The organism is Flavobacterium sp. 2755, from assembly GCF_031455715.1.
Lineage (GTDB): Bacteria > Bacteroidota > Bacteroidia > Flavobacteriales > Flavobacteriaceae > Flavobacterium.
On the sequence record NZ_JAVDTG010000011.1, the window covers coordinates 15,237 to 36,913 of the forward strand.

Annotated in this window: 23 protein-coding genes; 7 read left to right on the forward strand and 16 right to left on the reverse strand. The window is 34.6% G+C overall.

Annotated features, from left to right (window positions below; all coding sequences use genetic code 11):
• Window positions 1-41 precede the first annotated feature (41 nt).
• The 3 genes from J2Y38_RS20950 (at window position 42) to J2Y38_RS20960 (ending at window position 2,515) form a co-directional block, all read left to right on the forward strand.
• A complete protein-coding gene (locus J2Y38_RS20950; RefSeq protein ID WP_309846492.1) occupies window positions 42-1,010 on the forward strand; it encodes a DUF4837 family protein in 969 nt (322 codons plus the stop codon).
• A 254-nt stretch (window positions 1,011-1,264) separates the two neighbouring features.
• Entirely contained in the window at window positions 1,265-1,906 is a 642-nt protein-coding gene (locus J2Y38_RS20955; RefSeq protein ID WP_309846495.1) for a DUF1579 domain-containing protein, read from the forward strand.
• A gap of 162 nt (window positions 1,907-2,068) precedes the next feature.
• On the forward strand, window positions 2,069-2,515 hold the full coding sequence (locus J2Y38_RS20960) for a GNAT family N-acetyltransferase (RefSeq protein ID WP_309846498.1): 447 nt from the start codon (window positions 2,069-2,071) through the stop codon (window positions 2,513-2,515).
• 152 nt (window positions 2,516-2,667) lie between these two features.
• On the opposite strand, the gene J2Y38_RS20965 is transcribed toward J2Y38_RS20960, so the two are convergent.
• The 4 genes from J2Y38_RS20965 to rnpA all read right to left on the reverse strand — a co-directional run bounded on the left by J2Y38_RS20965 (window position 2,668) and on the right by rnpA (window position 6,434).
• The gene (locus tag J2Y38_RS20965) at window positions 2,668-3,471 is read right to left on the reverse strand and encodes an OmpA family protein (protein ID WP_309846501.1); all 804 of its coding nucleotides are present in this window, start codon (window positions 3,469-3,471) and stop codon (window positions 2,668-2,670) included.
• 4 nt (window positions 3,472-3,475) lie between these two features.
• A complete protein-coding gene (locus tag J2Y38_RS20970; RefSeq protein WP_309846503.1) occupies window positions 3,476-5,113 on the reverse strand; it encodes a S41 family peptidase in 1,638 nt (545 codons plus the stop codon).
• Between the two features lie 2 nt (window positions 5,114-5,115).
• Window positions 5,116-5,949, reverse strand: a complete 834-nt coding sequence (locus J2Y38_RS20975) for a DUF4349 domain-containing protein (RefSeq protein WP_309846506.1) — start codon at window positions 5,947-5,949, stop codon at window positions 5,116-5,118.
• Between the two features lie 80 nt (window positions 5,950-6,029).
• Window positions 6,030-6,434 carry a ribonuclease P protein component gene (rnpA, locus tag J2Y38_RS20980; RefSeq protein WP_053473162.1) on the reverse strand — a complete coding sequence of 135 codons (405 nt, stop codon included), beginning with the start codon at window positions 6,432-6,434 and terminating at the stop codon, window positions 6,030-6,032.
• A gap of 126 nt (window positions 6,435-6,560) precedes the next feature.
• Here rnpA and J2Y38_RS20985 point away from each other — a divergent pair, with 126 nt between their 5' ends.
• The 3 genes from J2Y38_RS20985 to J2Y38_RS20995 all read left to right on the forward strand — a co-directional run bounded on the left by J2Y38_RS20985 (window position 6,561) and on the right by J2Y38_RS20995 (window position 9,199).
• Complete coding sequence (locus J2Y38_RS20985) at window positions 6,561-7,307, forward strand: lysophospholipid acyltransferase family protein (protein WP_309846508.1); 747 nt, start codon at window positions 6,561-6,563, stop codon at window positions 7,305-7,307.
• A gap of 45 nt (window positions 7,308-7,352) precedes the next feature.
• Window positions 7,353-8,345 carry an acyl-ACP desaturase gene (locus tag J2Y38_RS20990; RefSeq protein WP_180856214.1) on the forward strand — a complete coding sequence of 331 codons (993 nt, stop codon included), beginning with the start codon at window positions 7,353-7,355 and terminating at the stop codon, window positions 8,343-8,345.
• A gap of 200 nt (window positions 8,346-8,545) precedes the next feature.
• The gene (locus tag J2Y38_RS20995) at window positions 8,546-9,199 is read left to right on the forward strand and encodes an HD domain-containing protein (protein WP_053473159.1); all 654 of its coding nucleotides are present in this window, start codon (window positions 8,546-8,548) and stop codon (window positions 9,197-9,199) included.
• A gap of 423 nt (window positions 9,200-9,622) precedes the next feature.
• Here J2Y38_RS20995 and J2Y38_RS21000 read toward each other — a convergent pair whose 3' ends face one another.
• The 5 genes from J2Y38_RS21000 to J2Y38_RS21020 form a co-directional block, all read right to left on the reverse strand.
• A complete protein-coding gene (locus J2Y38_RS21000; RefSeq protein ID WP_073486019.1) occupies window positions 9,623-9,745 on the reverse strand; it encodes a FeoB-associated Cys-rich membrane protein in 123 nt (40 codons plus the stop codon).
• 6 nt (window positions 9,746-9,751) lie between these two features.
• Window positions 9,752-11,851, reverse strand: a complete 2,100-nt coding sequence (gene feoB, locus J2Y38_RS21005) for a ferrous iron transport protein B (RefSeq protein WP_309846511.1) — start codon at window positions 11,849-11,851, stop codon at window positions 9,752-9,754.
• A complete protein-coding gene (locus J2Y38_RS21010) occupies window positions 11,851-12,090 on the reverse strand; it encodes a FeoA family protein (RefSeq protein ID WP_291147565.1) in 240 nt (79 codons plus the stop codon). Before J2Y38_RS21010 ends, feoB begins: the two co-directional genes overlap by 1 nt.
• A gap of 104 nt (window positions 12,091-12,194) precedes the next feature.
• The gene (locus tag J2Y38_RS21015; protein WP_056207346.1) at window positions 12,195-12,860 is read right to left on the reverse strand and encodes an SCO family protein; all 666 of its coding nucleotides are present in this window, start codon (window positions 12,858-12,860) and stop codon (window positions 12,195-12,197) included.
• A 341-nt stretch (window positions 12,861-13,201) separates the two neighbouring features.
• Window positions 13,202-14,125, reverse strand: a complete 924-nt coding sequence (locus tag J2Y38_RS21020; RefSeq protein ID WP_309846516.1) for an EamA family transporter — start codon at window positions 14,123-14,125, stop codon at window positions 13,202-13,204.
• 201 nt (window positions 14,126-14,326) lie between these two features.
• Here J2Y38_RS21020 and J2Y38_RS21025 point away from each other — a divergent pair, with 201 nt between their 5' ends.
• Window positions 14,327-16,387 (forward strand): M13 family metallopeptidase, encoded by a 2,061-nt coding sequence (locus tag J2Y38_RS21025; protein ID WP_309846517.1) that lies wholly within the window; start codon window positions 14,327-14,329, stop codon window positions 16,385-16,387.
• Window positions 16,388-16,447: 60 nt separating this feature from the next.
• Here the strand turns inward: J2Y38_RS21025 and J2Y38_RS21030 are convergent, their stop codons facing one another.
• From J2Y38_RS21030 to J2Y38_RS21060, 7 genes are all read right to left on the reverse strand, one after another.
• Window positions 16,448-16,846 (reverse strand): c-type cytochrome, encoded by a 399-nt coding sequence (locus J2Y38_RS21030; RefSeq protein ID WP_309846519.1) that lies wholly within the window; start codon window positions 16,844-16,846, stop codon window positions 16,448-16,450.
• A gap of 1 nt (window position 16,847) precedes the next feature.
• Complete coding sequence (gene hemB, locus J2Y38_RS21035; RefSeq protein WP_053473151.1) at window positions 16,848-17,840, reverse strand: porphobilinogen synthase; 993 nt, start codon at window positions 17,838-17,840, stop codon at window positions 16,848-16,850.
• Window positions 17,841-17,957: 117 nt separating this feature from the next.
• Window positions 17,958-18,845 carry a fructose bisphosphate aldolase gene (locus tag J2Y38_RS21040; RefSeq protein ID WP_309846774.1) on the reverse strand — a complete coding sequence of 296 codons (888 nt, stop codon included), beginning with the start codon at window positions 18,843-18,845 and terminating at the stop codon, window positions 17,958-17,960.
• Window positions 18,846-18,877: 32 nt separating this feature from the next.
• On the reverse strand, window positions 18,878-19,804 hold the full coding sequence (locus tag J2Y38_RS21045) for a DUF4421 family protein (protein ID WP_309846520.1): 927 nt from the start codon (window positions 19,802-19,804) through the stop codon (window positions 18,878-18,880).
• Between the two features lie 2 nt (window positions 19,805-19,806).
• Window positions 19,807-20,709, reverse strand: coding sequence for an oxygen-dependent coproporphyrinogen oxidase (gene hemF / locus J2Y38_RS21050; protein WP_309846523.1), 903 nt, complete (start codon window positions 20,707-20,709; stop codon window positions 19,807-19,809).
• A complete protein-coding gene (locus J2Y38_RS21055; protein WP_309846525.1) occupies window positions 20,706-21,251 on the reverse strand; it encodes a GNAT family protein in 546 nt (181 codons plus the stop codon). Before J2Y38_RS21055 ends, hemF begins: the two co-directional genes overlap by 4 nt.
• Window positions 21,252-21,253: 2 nt before the next feature.
• On the reverse strand, window positions 21,254-21,673 hold the full coding sequence (locus J2Y38_RS21060; RefSeq protein WP_309846527.1) for a hypothetical protein: 420 nt from the start codon (window positions 21,671-21,673) through the stop codon (window positions 21,254-21,256).
• Window positions 21,674-21,677: the final 4 nt, after the last annotated feature.

Consider the following 21,677-nt stretch of genomic DNA (forward strand, 5'->3'; position numbering starts at 1 on the left):
AATCTTATTTAAATTTGGGTTTTATTTCATAAATTAAGAAAATGAATAAAACCCATTTTTTATTTATAATACTTCCGTTTCTACTAATTTCTTGTTTAAAAACAGATAAACAAGAACAGCCTGTTTCCGGAAAAACAAATACAATTTCCATCATCATAGACGATCAGTTATGGTATGGAGAAGTTGGCGACAGTATCCGAAATAAATTTGCATCGCCAGTTCTGGGCTTAACTCAGGAAGAACCACTTTTTACAATCAATCAATATCCAGCCAAACTTCTGGAAGGATTTGTAACCGACAGCCGAAGCATTATCGTTGTTAAAAAATCAGCTGTAGATAAGTTTGAAATAACCCACAATAAATCACTGCCGCACAACACTTTTCGTATTTACGGAAAATCTGTTGATGATATTATCTGCAGTATTGAATTGAATTCGGCACAAATCATTAAAATGATTCGCGATGCCGAAATCGAAAAAATTCAGGAAGACAATAGCGCTTCACTTTTAAATCCGGCTATTATAAAAAACAAATTCCATATTGATATCCAGATCCCAACCGGATATGAATATATGCTTCACAAAAAGAATTTCATCTGGCTTAAAAAAGATATTATAAGCGGAAATACCAGTTTATTGATATACCAAATTCCGCTGCACAACTTCAAAACCCGTGGAAATATAGTGGGCAATATCATAAAAATGCGCGACTCAATTGGTTACTACATCAAAGGCAGAGAACCAAAAACCCGAATGATTACCGGAGAAGCGTATGCACCGTATTTTTCGAATACTTCATTAGACGGAAAAGAAGCTTTTGAAACAAAAGGAACATGGGAACTAAAAAACGACTTCATGGCCGGACCTTTCATTAATTACGCAATCGTAGACCCTGTTTATAACCGAATCCTGGTTATCGAAGGATTCTGCTATTCACCTTCAAACCAAGAACGTGATCTAATGTTCGATCTTGAAGCCATCATTAAATCTGTGAAAATAGATAAACGGTAAAAATTTGTTTCAAGTTTCAGGTTTCAAGTTTTCTTAACCGCAAAGTTCGCTAAGGTTTACGCAAAGTTATTTTTAAGAGTTTAACTTAAATTATCTTATATAACTTATATAGTTTAATAGCGCGCCTTACGTAAACCTTAGCGAACTTTGCGGTTAAACCACACACAGAATAAACCTGAAACTTGAAATCTGAAACAACTCTAGTTGTTATTTTTCTTACTTTTGTTTTATAACAAACATAAAAACAAAGACTTATGAAAAAGGTAACCACAACATTAGTAATTATTGCATTATGTTTTATCTCTTGTAAAAAAGAAGTGAAAACCGAAGTTGTCACGGCGAAAGAAGCTGATACTATTAAAACAGAAGAGCCAGCAGCCGAAGCACCAGTAGATTCTGCGGCACAAATGAAAGCCTGGCAAGCTTATGCAACTCCGGGCGCACCGCACAAATTAATGACAGACGAAGTTGGAACATGGAATTGTGAGATGACTTTTTGGTACGAACCAAATGGAAAACCAGAAAAGTCAACTTCAGTTGCCACTATCAAAATGATTCTTGGCGGACGTTATCAGGAAGGTAATTATGTCGGAAAAATTATGGGAGCGCCATTCGAAGGAAAAAGCACATTAGCTTATAACAACGCGAGTAAAGAATATACCACAACCTTTATCGATAATATGGGAACCGGAATGATGGTTGCCACGGGAAAATATGATGAAGCAACAAAAAGTATGGAATTTAAAGGCGAAGTAGTAAATCCGGTAACAGGGAAGAAAGCACCTTACAGAGAAATTTATACTATTGTAGATGCCACAACCCGTAAAATGGAAATGTTCGATGTCAAAGAAGGTTCTGAATATAAAAGCATGGAAATTGTCATGAAGAAAAAATGATAAAGTAAAATAGTTCACACTTGCAAGATTTTCAAACCTTGTAGGAAGAGGTAAGTAACTTTTAGTAAATCCCGATTATAGTTTTATAATCGGGATTTCTATTTGATAATATTTGACGTAATTTTGTTTTTAGGATTATTAAAATTAAAAGAGATATACAAAATGGAATTAAAATGGAAAATAAAGCCATTTGAGGCATTAACTGTAAACGAACTATATGATTTGCTTAAACTAAGAAGTGAAATCTTTGTAGTAGAGCAAAACTGCGTTTATTTAGACATTGATGGCAAAGACAAGAAAGCGTTACACCTAATTGGGGAATATGACGGTAAAGTTGTAGCCTATTCTCGTTTATTCGATGCCGGAATTAGTTTCGATAATGCATCGATTGGAAGAGTAATTGTTGATGCCAATTATCGTGATAAAAAGTGGGGACATGATTTAATGCGTGAAGCAATTTCCGCAATAAAATCTAATTTTGGAAAAGATCAAATTACAATTGGAGCACAATTATACTTAAAGAAATTTTACGAAAGTCATGGTTTTGTTCAGTCAAGCGAAATGTACCTTGAAGATGATATAGAACATATAGAAATGATTCGTGGATAAGACAAAAACAATAACGCAACAAAGTTGCTGTATTAATTATTGTTCTTTATAATAATTTATAATTACCTTTAAAAGAAATAATTAACAACATAGTTTAGAGTGAAACTTTAAGTAAAAATACTTTGAGTCTTGGCGTCTTTGTAGCAAAAAAATTAAATCTTAGTAATCAAAAACTCCACACGGCGATCATAATTATCACCTCTTTTTAATGGAAATTTGTTCCCGCAGCCTTGATAACGCATTCTGTTTTTAGAAACTTTCTTAGAACTTAAATAGTAAAAAACTGTTTTGGCCCGGTTCCAGGAAAGTTTCCTTTCTTTAGTGTCTCTGTCAATTGCGTCGCTGTAGATTTGTGGTGTGCAGCAAACATGACCTCTAATTTCAAACTGTATGTTTTTTTGTTTTTGAAGTATAACAGAAATCTTATCCAGTTCCTTTTTAGAATTATTAGTCAGTCTGGCACTTCCCATATCAAATAGTATGTTTTCAAGATATATTTTATCGCCAACCTTTAATTTGTCTTTAAAAGAGGAATAAACTTCTTTTCCAAAACTGTTTCGTTTTACCACAATCAAATCAACCCGCCGATTGCGTAAACGTGTTTCGTATAAATTCTCCACAGTATCAGGCCGAACTACAACACGGCCTTTGCCTTCAAGAATGACAATTTTACTTTCTTTAAAGCCAAAGGAAAGCAGTAAGTTTTGAATCGTATTTACCCTGTCGTGAGACAGTTTAAAATTATAGTCGTCAGTGCCGCGGTCGTCACAGTAACCGTAGATTTGAATAGATTCAACTTTCGCGGTGTCTATCGATTTGATAAAATTATTTACAACCCTGCTTTGCGGTTCAGTAAGATCATACTTGTCGAAATCAAAATAAACTGTTTCGATTGGTTTCTGCTGTGCCGATAGATTGTAAATAATAAACAAAAACAGGACCCGGGAAAGTTTCATTTTTTTACATTTTTAAAATCGTTTTATATTCAGTCTGATTATTTAATACGTTTACTGCTCTTTTAATCTCTGAATTGTTCTTAATATAAAACTGATACAAACCTTCTTGGTATTGGTATCTTTTGATAAGCTCTTCCTGAATCAAACCTCTAATTTCTTTTTGGTTTTTATCCAGCAAAGTGTTTTCACTTCTCTCTAATGCGGCTAATAATTGTTGATATTCCGGAGCAATCGTTTCGTCAATTTTTTCAGTTTTGGCTGCAGCCAAAGTATTTTTCAGGGCAACCTCTGTTTCCGTATCAAAACTAATTTTGTTTGTTTTCAAATATTGTTTGAAAGCAGTATAATCAGTATCTGAAACAACAGGGATTTTATCGCCCAAATTTGGATTTTTATAATAGTACGTAGTGGCGTAATCGAATATTCCGTCATTTTTCAAAAGAGCGCTCGTAATAGGGCTCATTTTGGCTTCTTCTAACTCAATGTCCGGCAAAACACCGCCGCCGTCATAAACCGTTCTTCCTTTTCGGGTTTTAAAAGCATTGAAATTTTTAGCATCTGTTTTTTGGGCAACACCATTTTTATCTTTATGCGCATAGTCAAGCGCTTGTATACAACGACCTGATGGAGTGTAATAACGTGAAATAGTAACCTTCAGCTGAGTACCGTAAGTCAGGTCAACAGAGCGCTGAACCAAACCTTTTCCAAAACTTCTGCTTCCTAAAATCACGGCGCGATCTAAATCCTGTAAAGCCCCGGAAACAATTTCTGATGCTGATGCACTTCTTCCGTTAACCAAAATAGCAAGCGGAATTTCTGTATCGATTGGTTCTTTAGTGGTTTTATACGTATTGTTATGTTTTTCGATTCTTGATTTAGTCGTTACAATAACTTCATTCTTTGGGACAAATAAATTACAGATATCAATCGCTTCATTCAAAAGTCCGCCTGGGTTTCCTCTTAAATCTAAAACAATCTGTTTTGCACCGTCAGCTTTCAGTTTTTCTAAAGCCTCTTTAACTTCGGCGGAAGCCTTTCTGCTAAAATGTGCCAAAACGATATAACCTGTTTTCTCATCAATCTTTCCATAAAACGGAACCGATTTAATATCTACTTCATCCAAAACCAATTCAGTCGTAAAAGTTTTTCCCTGACGAAGATATTTTATAGCAATTTTTGTGTTTTTGGTTCCTTTCAGTAATTGCGAAGCATCATCTTTAAAATCAGCAATCAAAACATCACCAATCTGGATAATTTCGTCGCCTGCTTTTAGTCCGGCTTTATCTGCAGGATAATTTTTATATGGTTCGCGAACAATCAAACGGTCTTTTTTGCGTGCAATCATAGCACCAATTCCGGTATATTCTCCCGTATTGTTGATTTTGAAATTAACTACATCTTGTTCGTTAAAGTAAACTGTGTAAGGATCTAAACTTCCCAACATGCTTTTAATGGCCTTATCCATTAAATCACCCGGATTTGTTTCGTCTACATAATTTGTGTTTACGGCTTTGAACAACGTTGTGAAGATTTCGATTTGTTTGGCAATTTCAAAAAAGTCCTCTTTGAAACTGGTTCCAATAAATAATAATCCTGCCGCAACAGTTGGTATGATAAATCTCTTCTTGAAATAAGGATACATGACTATGGTTTTTTTCTTTTAATTCTCTTTCTAATAAAATAGGCTAATACAATAATTATAATAATAAACGGCCAAATGCTGATAATTGATATAAAGAAACTGGACAAGCTAAAAAATCCTGATTTAATGGCTGTCCAGACTTTCGATCCGTATGATAATTGCACTGCTTCTTGTTCTGGCAGGTTTTTGAAAAACTCAATTGTAACCGTACTTTCAGAAACTCTGCTTTCTAAATACTTTAACTGACCTTCTTTGGCTTCAATTTCTTCACGGATAATCGAAATCTGTTTTTCGATCTCTAAGATCTCACTAATTTTAGTGGCTTTCTGTAATATTTGAAGATAACGTTCTTCGAGTTTTCTTTTATTTTTTAATCTTGTCGTTAAGTCGATATATTGTTCGGTAACATCTTCTGCCGTAATTTCTTTTCTCTCAAAATAAGAAACGCCTTTTGAAATTGTATTGATAAAATTGTCAAAATTCTGGCTTGGAACTCTAATCGTTATATTTCGATAAAGCGTGCCATAGTCTTTACCTTCAGAATCACTTTGAACTTTTCCCTGACTTTGTTTAACCGCCGTTTGAATCTGTTTATATGTTTCTTCTAAATCATTGGTTTCAAACCGAAGCGATGCTTGTTTTATGATTTTTTGTTCAATCGTTGGTGAAGGAGCATCTAGATTTTTATCTTGATCTTTTTGAATATATTCGCTTTTACTTGCTGGCGGGGGTGGCGGTAATTTTATAGCACTTATCGCAACTTCATTAGGAGCTTCACTTTTACTACATCCAGTAAGAACACAAAAAATTACAGATAAAAAGAAAATGTATCGCATAAAATTTCAATTTAGTGCTAAAACTACAATTTTTTTATAATTTTTTATCTGATTTAGAGTACAAAGTTGACTTTGAAGCTTTATAAATCCTTTTTGATTTCAGAATCGGGAGTTTTGTTTAACTGCTGTACAAATTTCTCAAACAACTGAATCGTTTTGGTATTGATTTCTTCGTAAGATAATCTGTCTTTTGTCTGGTAAAAAAGCATGAAAGAATACGGCTGATTTAAATGATCCAGAAGCAAATGTTTGTTGAGTCTATAGGTTTCTCTTAGCACTCTTTTGAAATAATTTCTGTCGACTGCTTTTTTAAAGTATTTCTTAGAAACCGAAACGCCCACTTTTGTATTACCCTGATAGGCAGCTTCCGCTTGACGGTAAACCAAACGAAGCGGATATTTTGAAACCGATTTCCCTTCAGAAAAAAGTAATCCAATCGTGGTTTTGCTCTTTAAGCGTTCATTTTTAGGGTATGTGAAGTTCATTTAATTCAGAAAAAATTTGCAATTTTAAGGGCAAAGGTACAATTAAACCATAAAAACGGTTATTGTTTTCAATTTTTCTACCGCTAAAAATATATTTACTACTTTTGACCTCAAATTTTTTCAAGCATGCAAAAGATAATCTCATATCCAATCTCCGTAATTTTTTATTTATGTTTTGGATTGTGTTTGGCTGTTTTTCACCCAATACAATGGATTTGCCTTAATCTTTTTGGTTACCAGGCTCACAAAAAAAGTGTTGATTATTTAAATTTCTGTCTTTTAAGCTGTACGCGTTTAGTGGGTACAACTTATAAGATTACAGGCGTAGATACAATTCCGAAAGGAGTTCCAATCATTTTTGTAGCTAATCACCAAAGTATGTACGATATCGTGACAATGATTTGGTACTTTAGACGTTTTCATTGTAAATTTGTAAGTAAGAAGGAGTTAGGAAGCGGAATCCCAAGCGTGTCTTTTAATTTGCGCCACGGAGGATCTGTTTTAATTGACCGTAAAGACCCTAAACAAGCGATTCCAGTAATCAAAGGCTTGTCTGAATATATAGAAAAAAACACTAGATCTGCTGTAATCTTCCCGGAAGGAACCCGCAGTAAAACGGGAAAACCTAAAGAATTTGCCCAAAGCGGTTTAAAAATTCTATGCAAATATGCACCATCTGCATACGTTGTGCCGGTAAGTATTAATAATTCATGGAAAATGGTTCGTTACGGTATGTTTCCGGTTGGTTTAGGAAACCACTTAACTTTTACGGCACACAAAGCAATGGCTGTAAAAGATTATGATTTTGCCGAATTAATGGCATTAACAGAAAAAGCGGTTGTTGAAGGAGTAAACGAGTATAAACAGGATTAAGTTTTAGTCCGAGCTAAAATATAAATCCCAAATTTAAAATAAGTAATGTCTATAAAAAACATTAGATTAGAAGTGATGCAGTTTTTGGAAAAAAACGTTGACAGCTTCGTTGAACAGTATTTAATTCCGGTGGAAAAAATTTGGCAGCCGTCAGATTTCCTGCCTAATTCTGAAGGAGAAAATTTCTTTGAGGAGGTAAAGGAACTGCGTGAAATTGCTAAAGAATTACCATACGATTTCTGGGTAACGCTTGTTGGTGATACTATTACCGAAGAAGCGCTTCCAACATATGAGTCCTGGTTAATGGATGTAGAAGGAGTAGATCAGGTTGAGAATGGCGGTAATGGCTGGTCAAAATGGATCAGACAATGGACCGGAGAAGAAAACCGTCACGGAGATCTTTTAAATAAATACTTGTATTTGTCTGGTCGTGTTAATATGCGTGAAATCGAAATGACAACACAGCACTTAATCAACGACGGTTTTGATATTGGAACTGGAACTGACCCATACAAAAACTTTGTATACACTAGTTTTCAGGAATTAGCAACTTATGTTTCACACAATAGAGTAGCGCAGATCGCGAAAAAATTTGGTGATAATAAATTGTCTAAAATGTGTAAAATGATTGCGGGTGACGAAATGCGTCATCACCATGCATACAGCGAATTTGTAACCAGAATTTTTCAGGTTGATCCAAGCGAAATGATGTTGGCGTTTCAATACATGATGAAGCAAAAAATCGTTATGCCGGCTCATTTCTTAAGAGAATCAGGGCAAAAGATAAGTACAGCTTTCGAACAGTTTTCTGATTCAGCACAACGTATTGGAGTTTACACAGCAAATGACTATGTTGATATTATGCAGAAGCTAATCAACAAATGGGAAATCGATAAAATCACGAACTTAACAGATGAAGCTGAAAAAGCACGTGATTACTTAATGAAATTACCAGCTCGTATGGCGAGAATCTCAGAAAGAATTGTAATTCCACAAGAATCGCACATCTTTAAATGGGTTGAGCCAGCGAGATTGTAAAAAATTTTAGATTGCAGATTTCTGATTTTAGATTTTAAAATTGATTTTTTGCAATTGATATTGATATTGAAAATATTGTTGATTGTTGAGGTTTAAGAGCTTCAGCAATCAACATTTTTTATTTAAACCATAAAAACACCAGTGTAAATCCGTTGAATCAGTCAAATCAGCGGGCCATTTCATACAAACCAAAATACAACATGAGTAATCCTGAACTTATAAATAAAACCATCGCATTTGTAAAAGAGAAACTAAACGATGCCGAAGGCGGACACGACTGGTTTCATATCGAACGAGTTTATAAAAACGCACTTTTAATTGCAAAAGATACCGATTGCGATAAAACAGTTGTAGAATTAGGAGCATTGCTTCATGATATTGCCGATAGTAAATTTCATGACGGAGACGAAACAATTGGACCCAAAACGGCCCGTTTGTTTTTAGAATCACATAATGTTTCAGAAGAGATTATTCAGCATGTGGTAAACATCATCGAAAACATATCTTATAAAGGCGGAAATTTTGAAAAGAAGTTTTCTTCTGTAGAATTAGATATTGTTCAGGATGCAGATCGTTTAGATGCAATTGGAGCGATTGGAGTTGCAAGAGCGTTCAATTACGGCGGATTTAAAAACAGAGCTTTGTACGATCCTGAAATTGCTCCGGTAACCAATATGACAAAAGAGGAATATAAAAAGAACAATGCACCAACGATAAATCACTTTTACGAAAAGCTTTTGCTCTTAAAAGACAAAATGAATACCGAAAAAGGAAAACAAATCGCCGCTGAAAGACACCATTTTATGGAATTATTCCTGTCGCAGTTTTATGCAGAATGGGAGGGGATTAAGTGAGTTTACAGTTCTCAGTCGCAGTTTACATTCATATAAACTGAAAACTGTGACCGAATACTGAAAACTTTTTATCCTGTTTTAGATTTTAGATTTTAAAAGACACATTATTGCGAAAGCACACAAAAATCCAAAAGAAAACCATAATAATCTGGTTACTCTATTATCTCTTACGATCTCATTTTTTTCGAACTTTGTCATTGTTATTTGAATTTTATTTTGCAAAATTAATTTGTGCTGTATTGAGAACTAAGCCATAAAAGTTTTTTAAACATTAAAAAAAGGTATTTAACTCAGGTATAGATTTTTAGATAATAAAAAAGCTTCACAAAGATTTCAAAAATCTCTGTGAAGCTTTTATATTTATTTTGCTGAATAATAAGAAAACCTTAGCATCTTAGAATCTCAGCAACTTAGTAACTTAAACTAAGAACATCCGCAATTGCCATCGCCACAGTCTTTTTTCTTTTTAGATTTCCAAAAGAATTTTCTAATCAAAAAACCAACGGCGATAAATAATATGACAAAAGCTATAATTTCTTGGATCATAATATTTTACTTTAAAAATTGATACGCTAAAAGCGCGGTAATATAAGCAAGCCCGGTCATAAAGAAAAGCTGCATTACGGGCCACTTCCATGAATTTGTTTCTTTCTTTGTAATGGCTAATGTACTGGCGCACTGCATTGCAAAAGCATAAAATAATAACAATGAAATTCCAGAAGCAAAATTAAAGATTTTTTCTCCCGTTTCAGGATTTACCTCTTTCTGCATTTTACTCTTAATTGTTGATTCGTTATCGCTGTCTCCAACACTGTAAATCGTAGCCAGTGTTCCAACTAAAACCTCACGGGCAGCAAAAGAGCTGATAATAGCAATCCCAATTTTCCAGTCGTAACCAAGCGGAGAAATTACAGGCTCAATAGTTTTACCCATAATCCCGATATACGAATTCTCTATTTTTTGAGAAGCCACTTCATTTTCAAACTGAACTTGATTTAAAGTTGTATTGGCAAATCTTTCTTTTACGATGTTTTCCGCATCATTAAATTCTTTTCCAGGTCCAAAAGAAGCCAAAAACCACAAAATAACCGATATGGCTAAGATGATTTTACCCGCGCCCAAAACAAAAGCTTTGGTTTTCTCGACAACGTTAATTCCAACATTCTTGAAAAGAGGTAATTTATAACTCGGCATTTCAACAACGAAATACGTTTTTGAATCCAGTTTTAAAACTTTATTTAAAATATAAGCCGAAATTATTGCCGTTACAAATCCCAGTAAATACAATAACATTAAAGACAGTCCCTGCAAGTTTAAAAATCCCAGAACTCGTTTATTCGGAATCACTAATGAAATCATAATCGCGTAAACCGGTAATCTTGCAGAACAAGTCGTGAATGGCGTTACTAAGATCGTAATAAGGCGTTCTTTCCAGTTTTCAATATTTCGCGTTGCCATAATAGCGGGAATCGCACAAGCTGTTCCAGAAATTAAAGGCACAACGCTTTTTCCCGAAAGCCCGAATTTGCGCATGATTTTATCCATCAGGAAAACAACACGGCTCATGTAACCGCTTTCTTCTAGAATAGAAATGAACAAAAACAGGAAAGCAATCTGCGGAATAAAAATAATAACACCGCCAATTCCCGGAATAATTCCCTGCGAAAGTAAATCGGTCAAAATGCCACTTGGTAATTCTTTTGCAACCCAGCTGCTTAACGAAGCAAAAGTCGCATCAATAAAATCCATAGGAATTGTTGACCAGCTGAAAATAGACTGGAAAATGATAAATAAAATTCCAAGGAAAATAGCATAACCCCAAAACTTGTGCGTTAAAACACGATCCAGTTTAGCTCTAAAATCTGTCGCTGCTTCAGTGTCAATTTTTAAACCTTCTTTTAAAACATCATTTATAAACTGATATCTTTTGATGGTTTCTTTTTGCTGCAAACGCTTTAATTCTGAGTGTGATTTGGTAAAAGTATTTCGGATTTCATTTCGGTCTAAATTCGAGAAATTAACATCCTGAGTAATTACAAGCCACAATTTGTACATTAACTGATTTGGAAATGCATGCTGCAGTTTTTGAAAATATTCAGGATCAATTACAGATGCATTTAAGCAAGGTTCGTGCGGAACGGTTTTATAGGAAACAATCAATTCTTTTAATTCCTCAATTCCTAAACCTTTACGCGAACTTACTAAAGCAATTTTGGTTTTTAGTTTTTCTTCTAAAAGCGGAATATCTAAAGAAATTCCTTTGCTTACCATACGGTCAGACATATTGATAACTAAGATCGTTGGAATTTCAAGATCTTTTATCTGCGTAAAAATCAGTAAGTTTCTTTTTAGATTTTCAACATCGGTTACTACAACAGCAACGTCTGGATATAATTTGTCGTTTTTGTTTAGTAAAAGTTCAATTACCACGCTTTCGTCCATCGAACTTGCGTTCAAACTATACGTTCCGGGTAAATCCAGGATATTGGCTTTTACGTTATGAGGCAATTTACAAAACCCGATTTTTTTCTCAACCGTGATTCCAGGATAATTCCCAACTTGTTGATTTAAACCCGTAAGCTGATTAAAAACAGAAGTTTTGCCTACGTTAGGATTTCCGATAAGGGCAACATTGATATTCTGAACGCTCATTATAAATTGTTTTGTAAAAGTTCAACTTCAATTTCACGAGCAGTTTCAACACGAATAGCAACATGCGAACCGTTAATGTCTAAATATAAAGGATCTCCAAAAGGAGCAATTTGAAGTAATTCGACCAAGCTGCCCGGCAAACAACCCATCTCTAGTAATTTTAAAGGAATCAAATCGATATCAAAATCTTTGATAATGGCTTTATCGCCTTTTTTCAAGGTATGGATAGTATTTTGCAAAGCTTATTTAGATTGAATTTAGATTGCAAAAATAGGTAATAAATCTTTACCTCAAGGCAATAATAAGGTTTGAAAATGCTAAATCTTTCTAAAAATAAGGTATTTTACTCTTTTGATAAGAAATCTATGTCTTCCAGTAATCTTGTAATATCTTCCTTTTTTGTTCCGTCATAAAATCCGCGAACGCGTCTTTTTTGATCGACCAAAACAAAATTCTCTGTATGTACCATATCATAAAGCTGATCTGGGCGGCCCAACTTTACAGCCAGGTAAGATTTTCTGGCCATAGTGTAAATCTCTTTTTTATCTCCGGTAACCAAATTCCACTTGCTGTCTACAACTCCGTATTTTACCGCATATGCTTTTAAAACCGAAACACTGTCAACTTCTGGAAAAACAGTATGAGAAAGCAGCATTACTTTTGGATTGTTTAAAACCGCTTTTTGAACATCAGCCAGATTGGTTGACATTTTTGGGCAGATTGATCCGCAGGTTGTAAAGAAGAAATCAGCAACATAAATTTTTCCTTCGTAATTCTTTTGAGTAATTGTATCTCCGTTTTGGTTGATGAACGAAAAATCAGCAATCGTATGATATTTGCTTTTGTATTGAATTGTGCTGTCAACCAATTCCGGATTTACATCGGCTGGATTATAAATCGGAAGTGTTTTTTGTGGCTTTAAAGCCGAATAAAATAAAGATATAGTGACTACAGAAAATACAATTAATACAATGAAGAATTTGCGGTATTTATAAAGAAGCGATTTCATAAAAATAATTTGGCGCAAAAATACGAAAAGAGCATTTTAAAAGTCACAATTTTAATGCTTTTTAACAGAGAATCTACAATGCAAAAGAGCTTTTTTACGACAGGATTGTGAAATGACACGCGGATGACACAGATTCGCTTTGCGAAAACGCGGATTTATGCTGATTTTTATAAATAGTATTAATTCAAAGGTTTAAACACAATGTTTTTATCTCAAGCGAAGTCAAATGATTATAAAGTAAATCGCCAATTTTTTCAAGCTAATAAAAATAAAAAATCCGTGCAAATCTGCGTTTTCGCAAAGCGAATCTGTGTCATCCGCGTTCTATTTCATATAGCATCTTAACTCTTAGGTTTTCGGATAGATTTATTCACCATATACAATCCCGTTAAAGTTACAGCCGAACCAATGGCAATGGCCTGCGTAAGCGTTTCGCCAAAAATAATCGACCCCAAAATCATTGCAACAATAGGATTAATGTAAACATAAATACTGCTGATTTCTGTTGGAAGATGCTGCAGCGTGTAAATAAAAGCAATGAAAGTTAAAACAGAACCAATAATTACCAGATAACCAATTGCCCACCAGGATTCTGAAGGGATTTCTCTTAGCGGAATATTAACTCCGGTTGCTTCTGTAATTCCAAAAAGGAACACACTTGAAATCAACATCTGCAGTCCCAAACTAAAATACGGATTAAAACTGGCTGCTTTTTTCTTGGTGTGCAAAATTCCAAAAGCCCACGTAATCGTTGAAGCCGTCATTAAAATAATTCCGAATTGAAAATCTGGTCTTAAGAAGTCGGCAATATAATCGATGAAAATAATACAAATCCCCCCAAAGCTGATTAGAATTCCAAACAAAGCCATTTTTGCAATTCGTTCCCCATTAAAAAAATTAATGATAATAATCCAAATTGGGAAAAGTGCACTAATGATTGCGCCCAATCCGCTTGTCATATATTTCACGCCCCAGGTACTCAATCCGTTGCTGCAAACAAAATTTAAAAAACTCAAAACAAGAATCGTACGCCATTGTTTTCCTTTTGGCCAAGGCTCTTTTTTCAGCAAAAAATATCCCACATAAATCAGCCCGCCTAAAAACTGGCGAATTGTTGCCAATTGCAATGCCGGCATATGCTTAACACCTTCTTTTGAAGCTAACCACGTTGTTCCCCAAAAAAAACTTACCCAGCATAAAGCCATAATAGGTAAACCAATAGCTTCAATTTTTCCTGAAACGGCATTCTGAATTTTTGCTCTCATTTTGACTTTAAATCTTTAAGCAAATATTCCAAAAACAATTTCAATAAACAGTGAAAAACAAGGTTTTAATTCATGAAAATAATCGATGGTTTCCATTAAAATGTTATAGAAGAAACTTATACATTATTATTGCATAAATTTTAACATAGAGTTACAAATTTTAACGATATGTTTGTGTATACACTCGAAACACATTTATAAATGAAAAAACAACTTACTAAACCTTTGTTTTGTGCTTTTTCTGCAATGCTTTCTTTTACAGCAATCGAAGCGCAAACCACTGCAGCGAAAGAACCTGGTATCAATGTATCATACATGAATACCAAAATTAGTCCGAGCCAGGATTTTTTCCAATATGTAAACGGAACTTGGTTAAGCCAGACAGAAATTCCAAGCGATCGTACCACTTGGGGAAGTTTTAATGAATTGATTAAAAAGACAGACAAAGATGTAATGTCTATTTTAAAAGATGCATCAAAAAATCCAAAGTATAAATCAGATACTGATCAGGGAAAAGCTGTTAACTTATTCCTGACTGTTTTAGATACTGTTGGAAGAAACAAAGCAGGAATTAATCCGTTGAAATCCTATTTGGAAAAGATTGATGCCATTAAAAATGTAGCAGATCTTCAAAAGTTTTTGGTTGAAATGGAACCAGAAGGAGGTTCTGGATTCTTCGGAATTTATATTGGAGCCGATGAAAAAAACAGTTCTAAAAATTCAGTAAGTCTTGCAGTAAGCCAATTAGGACTTCCTGATAAAGATTATTACACTTCTGAAGATAAAGATTCTAAAGAAAAACGCGCTAAATACGAACTTCATGTAGCGAGAATGCTTCAGTTTATTGGAGAAACTCCAGAGAAAGCAAAACAAAGCGCTAAAGAAATTCTGGCTTTTGAAACTGAATTGTCAAAACCAAGATTAGACCGCGTTGAAAGCAGAGACAGCCGTTTGCAATACAACCCAATGACGGTTGCAGAACTTCAAAAATTAACTCCGGCTATAAAATGGGATGCTTATTTTGCAGGAATTGGTCTGGCGAAATTAGATACTGTAGTGGTTATTGAACCAAAATACATGAAAGCTTTACAAACTGTATTTACTGAAAATAAAGTAGCACAGTGGAAAGAATACCTAAAATGGGATTTATTAAATTCATCATCTACAAAATTATCTACTGATATTGAAACGGCTAATTTTGATTTTTACAGCAAAACGTTAAGAGGAGCTGTAAAACAATTGCCAAGAGAAGAGAAAGCTTTGCAGGTTGTAAACCGCGGTATTGGTGAAGCACTTGGTAAATTGTATGTAGAAAAAGTATTTCCTGCTGAAGCAAAAGCCAAAGCGGTCGATATGATTCATAATGTTATTACGGCTTACCAAAACCGTATTAACAATTTAACATGGATGTCTAAAGATACAAAGGCAAAAGCTATTGAAAAACTAAACAAAATAACCATAAAAGTTGGTTATCCTGATAAATGGAAAGATTATTCGGCACTTCAAATTAAAAATGTTGCCGAAGGCGGAAGTTATTTTGAGAATTCAAAAAGTTTGTCAATATGGAATTTCAAAAAAGGGATTGCGAAATTGAACAAACCGGTTGATAAAACAGAGTGGGGAATGTCTCCGCAAACCGTAAATGCGTATTACAATCCATCTTATAATGAAATTGTTTTCCCAGCTGCCATCTTGCAACCGCCTTTTTACAATTACCAAGCAGACGAAGCTGTAAATTATGGTGGAATTGGAGCGGTTATTGGTCACGAAATTTCACACGGGTTTGACGATTCTGGTGCACGTTACAATGCAGAAGGAAATCTAGTTGACTGGTGGACGCCACAGGATTTAGAACAATTTACAAAATTAGGTTCTGAATTGGCAGATCAATACAGCGCTTTAGAGCCGTTACCGGGAATTCATGTGGACGGTAAATTTACTTTAGGTGAAAATATTGGAGACTTAGGCGGAATCAACGCGGCTTATGATGGTTTGCAATTGTATTTGAAAGCACATGGAAATCCGGGATTAATTGACGGATTTACTCCAGAGCAGCGTTTCTTTATTTCTTGGGCAACCGTTTGGAGAACCAAGTCTAGAGACGAAGCGATTAAAAACCAAGTAAAAACAGATCCGCATTCGCCGGGAATGTACAGAGCTTATGTTCCAATTCAAAATGTTGATGCTTTTTATGAAGCTTTCGGTATTAAAAATGGAGACAAAATGTTTGTAAGCCCAGAGAAACGAGTAAAAATTTGGTAATCTCATAAATAGAAAACGGCGCTGAAATCAGCGCCGTTTTTTTGTTTTATAGTAAATCAATTATTGCAAATGACTGTTGATGTAAGTTTCAATTGCTTTTAACTCTTCATCAGACATTGCTTTTGTCACAGGAAAATTAGTCTGCATTACCGAAAACTGACTCGGATCAACAATTGGATCTGCATTCCCTTTTAAGAAAGTAGGGATATCACCTTTTTTATCTTTGTAGATTTTGGCAATTTCCTTAATGCTCGGTCCAATAACTTTTTGATCCGGCTGATGGCATGAAGTACAATTTCCTCTTCCTTCAAAAATTTCTTTTCCTAAAGCTTCAGGTGTTTTGGCTTTCGCCGATTCTCCTTCAGAATATGCTTCTGTGGTTTGATCTGTATTTTCTGAAACTTCTTTTTTACATGATGCAAATGCTAAAACGGCAGATAAGAATAATACTTTTTTCATTTTATTTATTTAAAAGTATTGAAGCCTCTTTTGCAAAATAAGTAGATATAATACTCGCACCTGCACGCTTAATGCAATAAAGTTGCTCTATCATGATTTTGTCGTGATCTAACCATCCTCTTTCGGCTGCGGCCTTTACCATAGCGTACTCACCAGATACTTGGTAAACTGCAACTGGGACATGAACGGCATTTTTTACCTCACGAACAATGTCTAAATATGCAATTCCCGGTTTTACCATAACAATATCTGCACCTTCTTCAACATCTAATAAAGCTTCACGAATTCCTTCAATTCGGTTTGCATAATCCATTTGATAGGTCTTTTTATCTTTTGGGATATTTTGAGAATCAACCGGAGCAGAATCTAACGCATCACGAAATGGTCCGTAAAATGCAGATGCATATTTTGCACTGTAACTCATGATTCCAACATTATGATGTCCGTTTTCTTCTAATGCTTTTCTTATTGCCAAAACGCGTCCATCCATCATGTCGCTTGGCGCAACGAAATCGGCTCCAGCTTCTGCATGGCTTAAACTCATTCGGGTTAAAGCATCAACCGTTGCATCGTTAATTAATTGACCGTTTTCGATAATTCCGTCATGACCATAGATAGAATACGGATCTAAAGCCACATCTGGCATTACAATCATTTCCGGAACGGCATCTTTTATCGCACGAATGGTTTGCTGCATTAAACCGTCTTTATTCCACGCTTCTGTACCTTTATTGTCTTTTAAATTATCGCTTACTTTTACGTAGATGTTTACCGCCTTTATTCCTAAATCCCAGGCTTCTTTTACTTCTTTAATGGTGTTGTCTAATGAATGACGATAAATTCCAGGCATTGAAGGAATTGCGGATTTGATGTCTTTTCCTTCGGCAACAAACATTGGAAGCATAAAATCTTGTGGACTTAAGCTAGTTTCACGAACTAAAGAACGAATTGATTCGTTGGTTCTTAAACGACGGTTTCTTTGTAATGGGAACATTGTTTTGAATTTTAGATTTTAGAATGCAGATTTTAGATTTTTCTGCAATCTTATTTTTTGATTTTTATTAATTAATGTCAATACTTTTGACTTTACGACTTTAAACTTTCGACTTACTTATGTTATTGAAGCTTCATAAATTCCTTGAATTGTCTTCTCTAATTTGGTATTAAAAATAGCATCCGATTGATTGGCAAAAAGTCCTTCAGATAATGCGCGGGAGAAACTTGCAATCAATCCGTGGTTTTGCGAAAGCTTTTCATTGGCTTCTTCCTGACCATATCCGCCGGACAAAGCCACAACTCGCACAACATGCGGATCAGATATTAGTTCACTGTAAAAGTCATTCACAGTTGGAATAGATAATTTCAGCATCACTTTTACATCTTTGTCTAATGCATTAAGCTGTTTTTGTATTTCTTCTTTTAGAATTTCTTCTGATTTTACTTTGTCTGTGCTGTAAATATCAACTTCGGGTTCTATAATTGGGATAAGTCCTTTTGCAAAGATTTGTTTCCCTACTTCAAATTGCTGCTTCACGATTTCACGAATTCCAACGGCATTGGCTTCTTTAATAACAGAACGCATTTTAGTGCCAAAAACATTTCGTTCAACAGCTCGATCCAACAATTCATCCAGATTTGAAATCGGTTTCATTAACTGAACTCCGTTTGCAAGATCAGCAAGTCCTTTGTCAACTTTTAGAAAAGGAACTATATTTTTTTTGTCCCACAAATAATCAGCAGTCCATTCTCCATCTATTTTGCGGTCCATGGTGTTTTCAAACAAAATAGCGCCTAAAATATATTGGCTGTCAAAAGTCGGACTTTTAATAATCCTGGTTCTCATTTCATGTACAAGAGTGTACATTTCTTCATCATTTGTGTAACTGCTTTCTTCAACGCCATATTGCGATAATGCTTTTGGCGTGCTGCCGCCGCTTTGATCTAATGCTGCAATAAATCCTTTTCCGGAATTCATGCGGTTTAATTGTTCTACGTTCACCTTTTCCATAATTTCTTATTTTAGATTAAACATTACAAACCTATTTTATCATTTACTTTATCATAAACCTTCTTCACTTCTTTTGGAGGATCAAATCGATAACCCAGAGAAAGTTTTAAAGTGGCAATATTATCATTAAGCCGTGGGTCGACTTTATCATCCTGAGAAAAACTTATCGAATTAAGGCTTGCATAACCAAAGAAACGGTCATTATTATAAGCCAGTTTTAAATTTAAATCTGCCTGATATAAAGCTGAGGTATCTCCGTCAATATCATTAATTCCGGCACCCAAAGCAACTCCTGCACCAATCAAAATGCGATCACTAATTACAAAATTATAGAAGTAGGATGGTGCCAATGTAAAGACATAGATATCACCCGGCGTTGTGTCGGGAGCATTTAAGTCTATGTTGGTGTAATAAAATGAGAAAGTCGGGATAAAACTTCCGGAACTTTTAGTCTGCCATTCATTTTGGCTTATCAATGTTTTAAAAGAGAACTTATCATTAAAAACATAAGATGTCGTTCCGCCAATTTTCGTAGTCCGCATTTTGGGCAATTGTGCCGTTACATTATCATCACTAACATAAAATCCTTTTTGATTGATGAAAGTAAACGACTGCATCCATTTTTTATAGTAAAAACGGGTATTAAAATTAAAATGCTTGGAATGAGAATCGCCTTTATTGCCGGAAAGAAATTTAGGTGCAAAACCAACCGAAATATCAATGATCTTATAATTCAGATTAAAACCAATTTGCTCTCTTCGATTCGGAATAAGATTAAGAAATGTTTTGGGTTCCTGAGCATCCGAAGCAATCTGAAAACTATTCGAAGTATCTAAATAATAAATACTGGCGGTAATTTTATCATTATATGATTTAAAATACGGATTTCGCAGCGAATCATTCTGGGCAAAGCACCCAAAAACGCTGACAAAAAACGTTATATAAATCATTTTTAGATCCATTCTCTCTGATTTTCTAAAACATCTACTAATTTTTCTTCCTCGCTTCCGGCTTCTGCATGATGATCATAAACCCATTGCACATGCGGAGGAAGACTCATCAAGATACTTTCAATTCGTCCGTTTGTTTTTAAGCCGAACAAAGTTCCTTTATCATGAACTAAATTGAACTCAACATAACGGCCTCGACGGATTTCCTGCCAGGTTTTATTTTCCGGAGTATATGCTAAGTTTTTTCTTCTTTCTACAATTGGCACATAAGCTTCAAGGAAACTATTGCCGACTTCGGTTACAAAATTGAACCAGTTTTCCATTGACATTTGCTCATTTGCTTTGCAATAATCAAAGAATAAACCGCCAATTCCGCGGGCTTCATTTCGGTGTGCATTCCAAAAATAAGAATCGCATTGTTTTTTATATTTCGGATAAAACTCCGGATTGTGTTTATCGCAAGCCGTTTTACAAGTTTGATGAAAGTGTTTTGCATCTTCTTCAAACAAATAATATGGTGTTAAATCTTGTCCGCCCCCAAACCATTGTTCAATAACATTTCCAGATTCATCATACATTTCAAAATAACGCCAATTAGCATGTACCGTTGGCGTCATCGGGTTTTGGGGATGAATAACCAAACTCAATCCACAGGCAAAAAAATCAGCTTCGCCAACACCAAACATCTTTTGCATGGTTTCAGGAAGTTTTCCGTGAACAGCAGAAATGTTTACACCGCCTTTTTCAAAAACAGCACCGTTTTCAATAACACGTGTTCTTCCTCCACCGCCTTCAGGACGTTTCCAAAGATCTTCACGGAATTTTGCAGTTCCGTCAACAGCTTCTAATCCTGCGCAGATTTGATCTTGTAATTGTTGTATGTATGCGTAAAATTTATCTTTCATTGTAATTTGTATTCTGATTTAAGTAATCCGAAATAAACCGTGTTTTGCAATTCGCCATTCCCGTTTCTAAACTCGTCCCTTAAAATTCCTTCTTGTTTAAAATTGTGTTTCAATGCAATTCGCTGACTTGCCAGATTGATTTCAGAAGTACAAATAAAAACTTTGTTCATCATCAATTCGTTAAAACAAAATTCAAGTGCATCAGAAACCATTTTGGATGTGATTCCTTTTCCTTGAAAATCTTCATCAATAAAATATCCTAGTTCACATTTTGAAATACGAAGATCAATGCTCTTTATACATAAATAACCAATCAGATTATTAGTTTTTATATCTCGCGCATAGAAATAGTATCCCTCATTATTTTTCTCTTTATCCAAGCTGACAGATATAAAATCCTGTGTTTTTTCAAGAGAATCAGAATTAGCCAGAGTTACAGGGAAGGTTTGTCCAATGTGATTTTTATTCTTGTCAATTAGTTTATAGAACTCTTCAGGAAGAATGTTTTCAATTCGGTCTATTTTCCAATCTGTAAAACTCATCTTTATTTGTTTTTTAGAGAAGCAATTTTAGCATTTATTCCAAATGAAAAAACTTTGCTTTCCTGTTGGATATATTGATAAAGAGACAAAACTTTATCTTTAAAGTTATAGTTTTCTTCTTTTGAGAATTCTATTAAAATATCACCAAATTGTTCTAATTGTTCCCAGTCAAAATGAAGACGGGTTAATAAGGTGATTAATTCTTCATTGGAGTAATCGATTAATGTTTGAATATTTAGTCCAAACTCTTTTAATTGATTTTCGATATCTGATTTTTGTAAATGACTCAAAGGATAAGGTACAAAAATGAGTGTTCGTAACGTCTTGAGGACGTTATCAATTCTGATTTTTTCTTCGTCTCTTAAACCTTTGTTTAACATGTTTGTGTTTTCTAAATCTGAATGATTTGATATTATTTGCAAACCC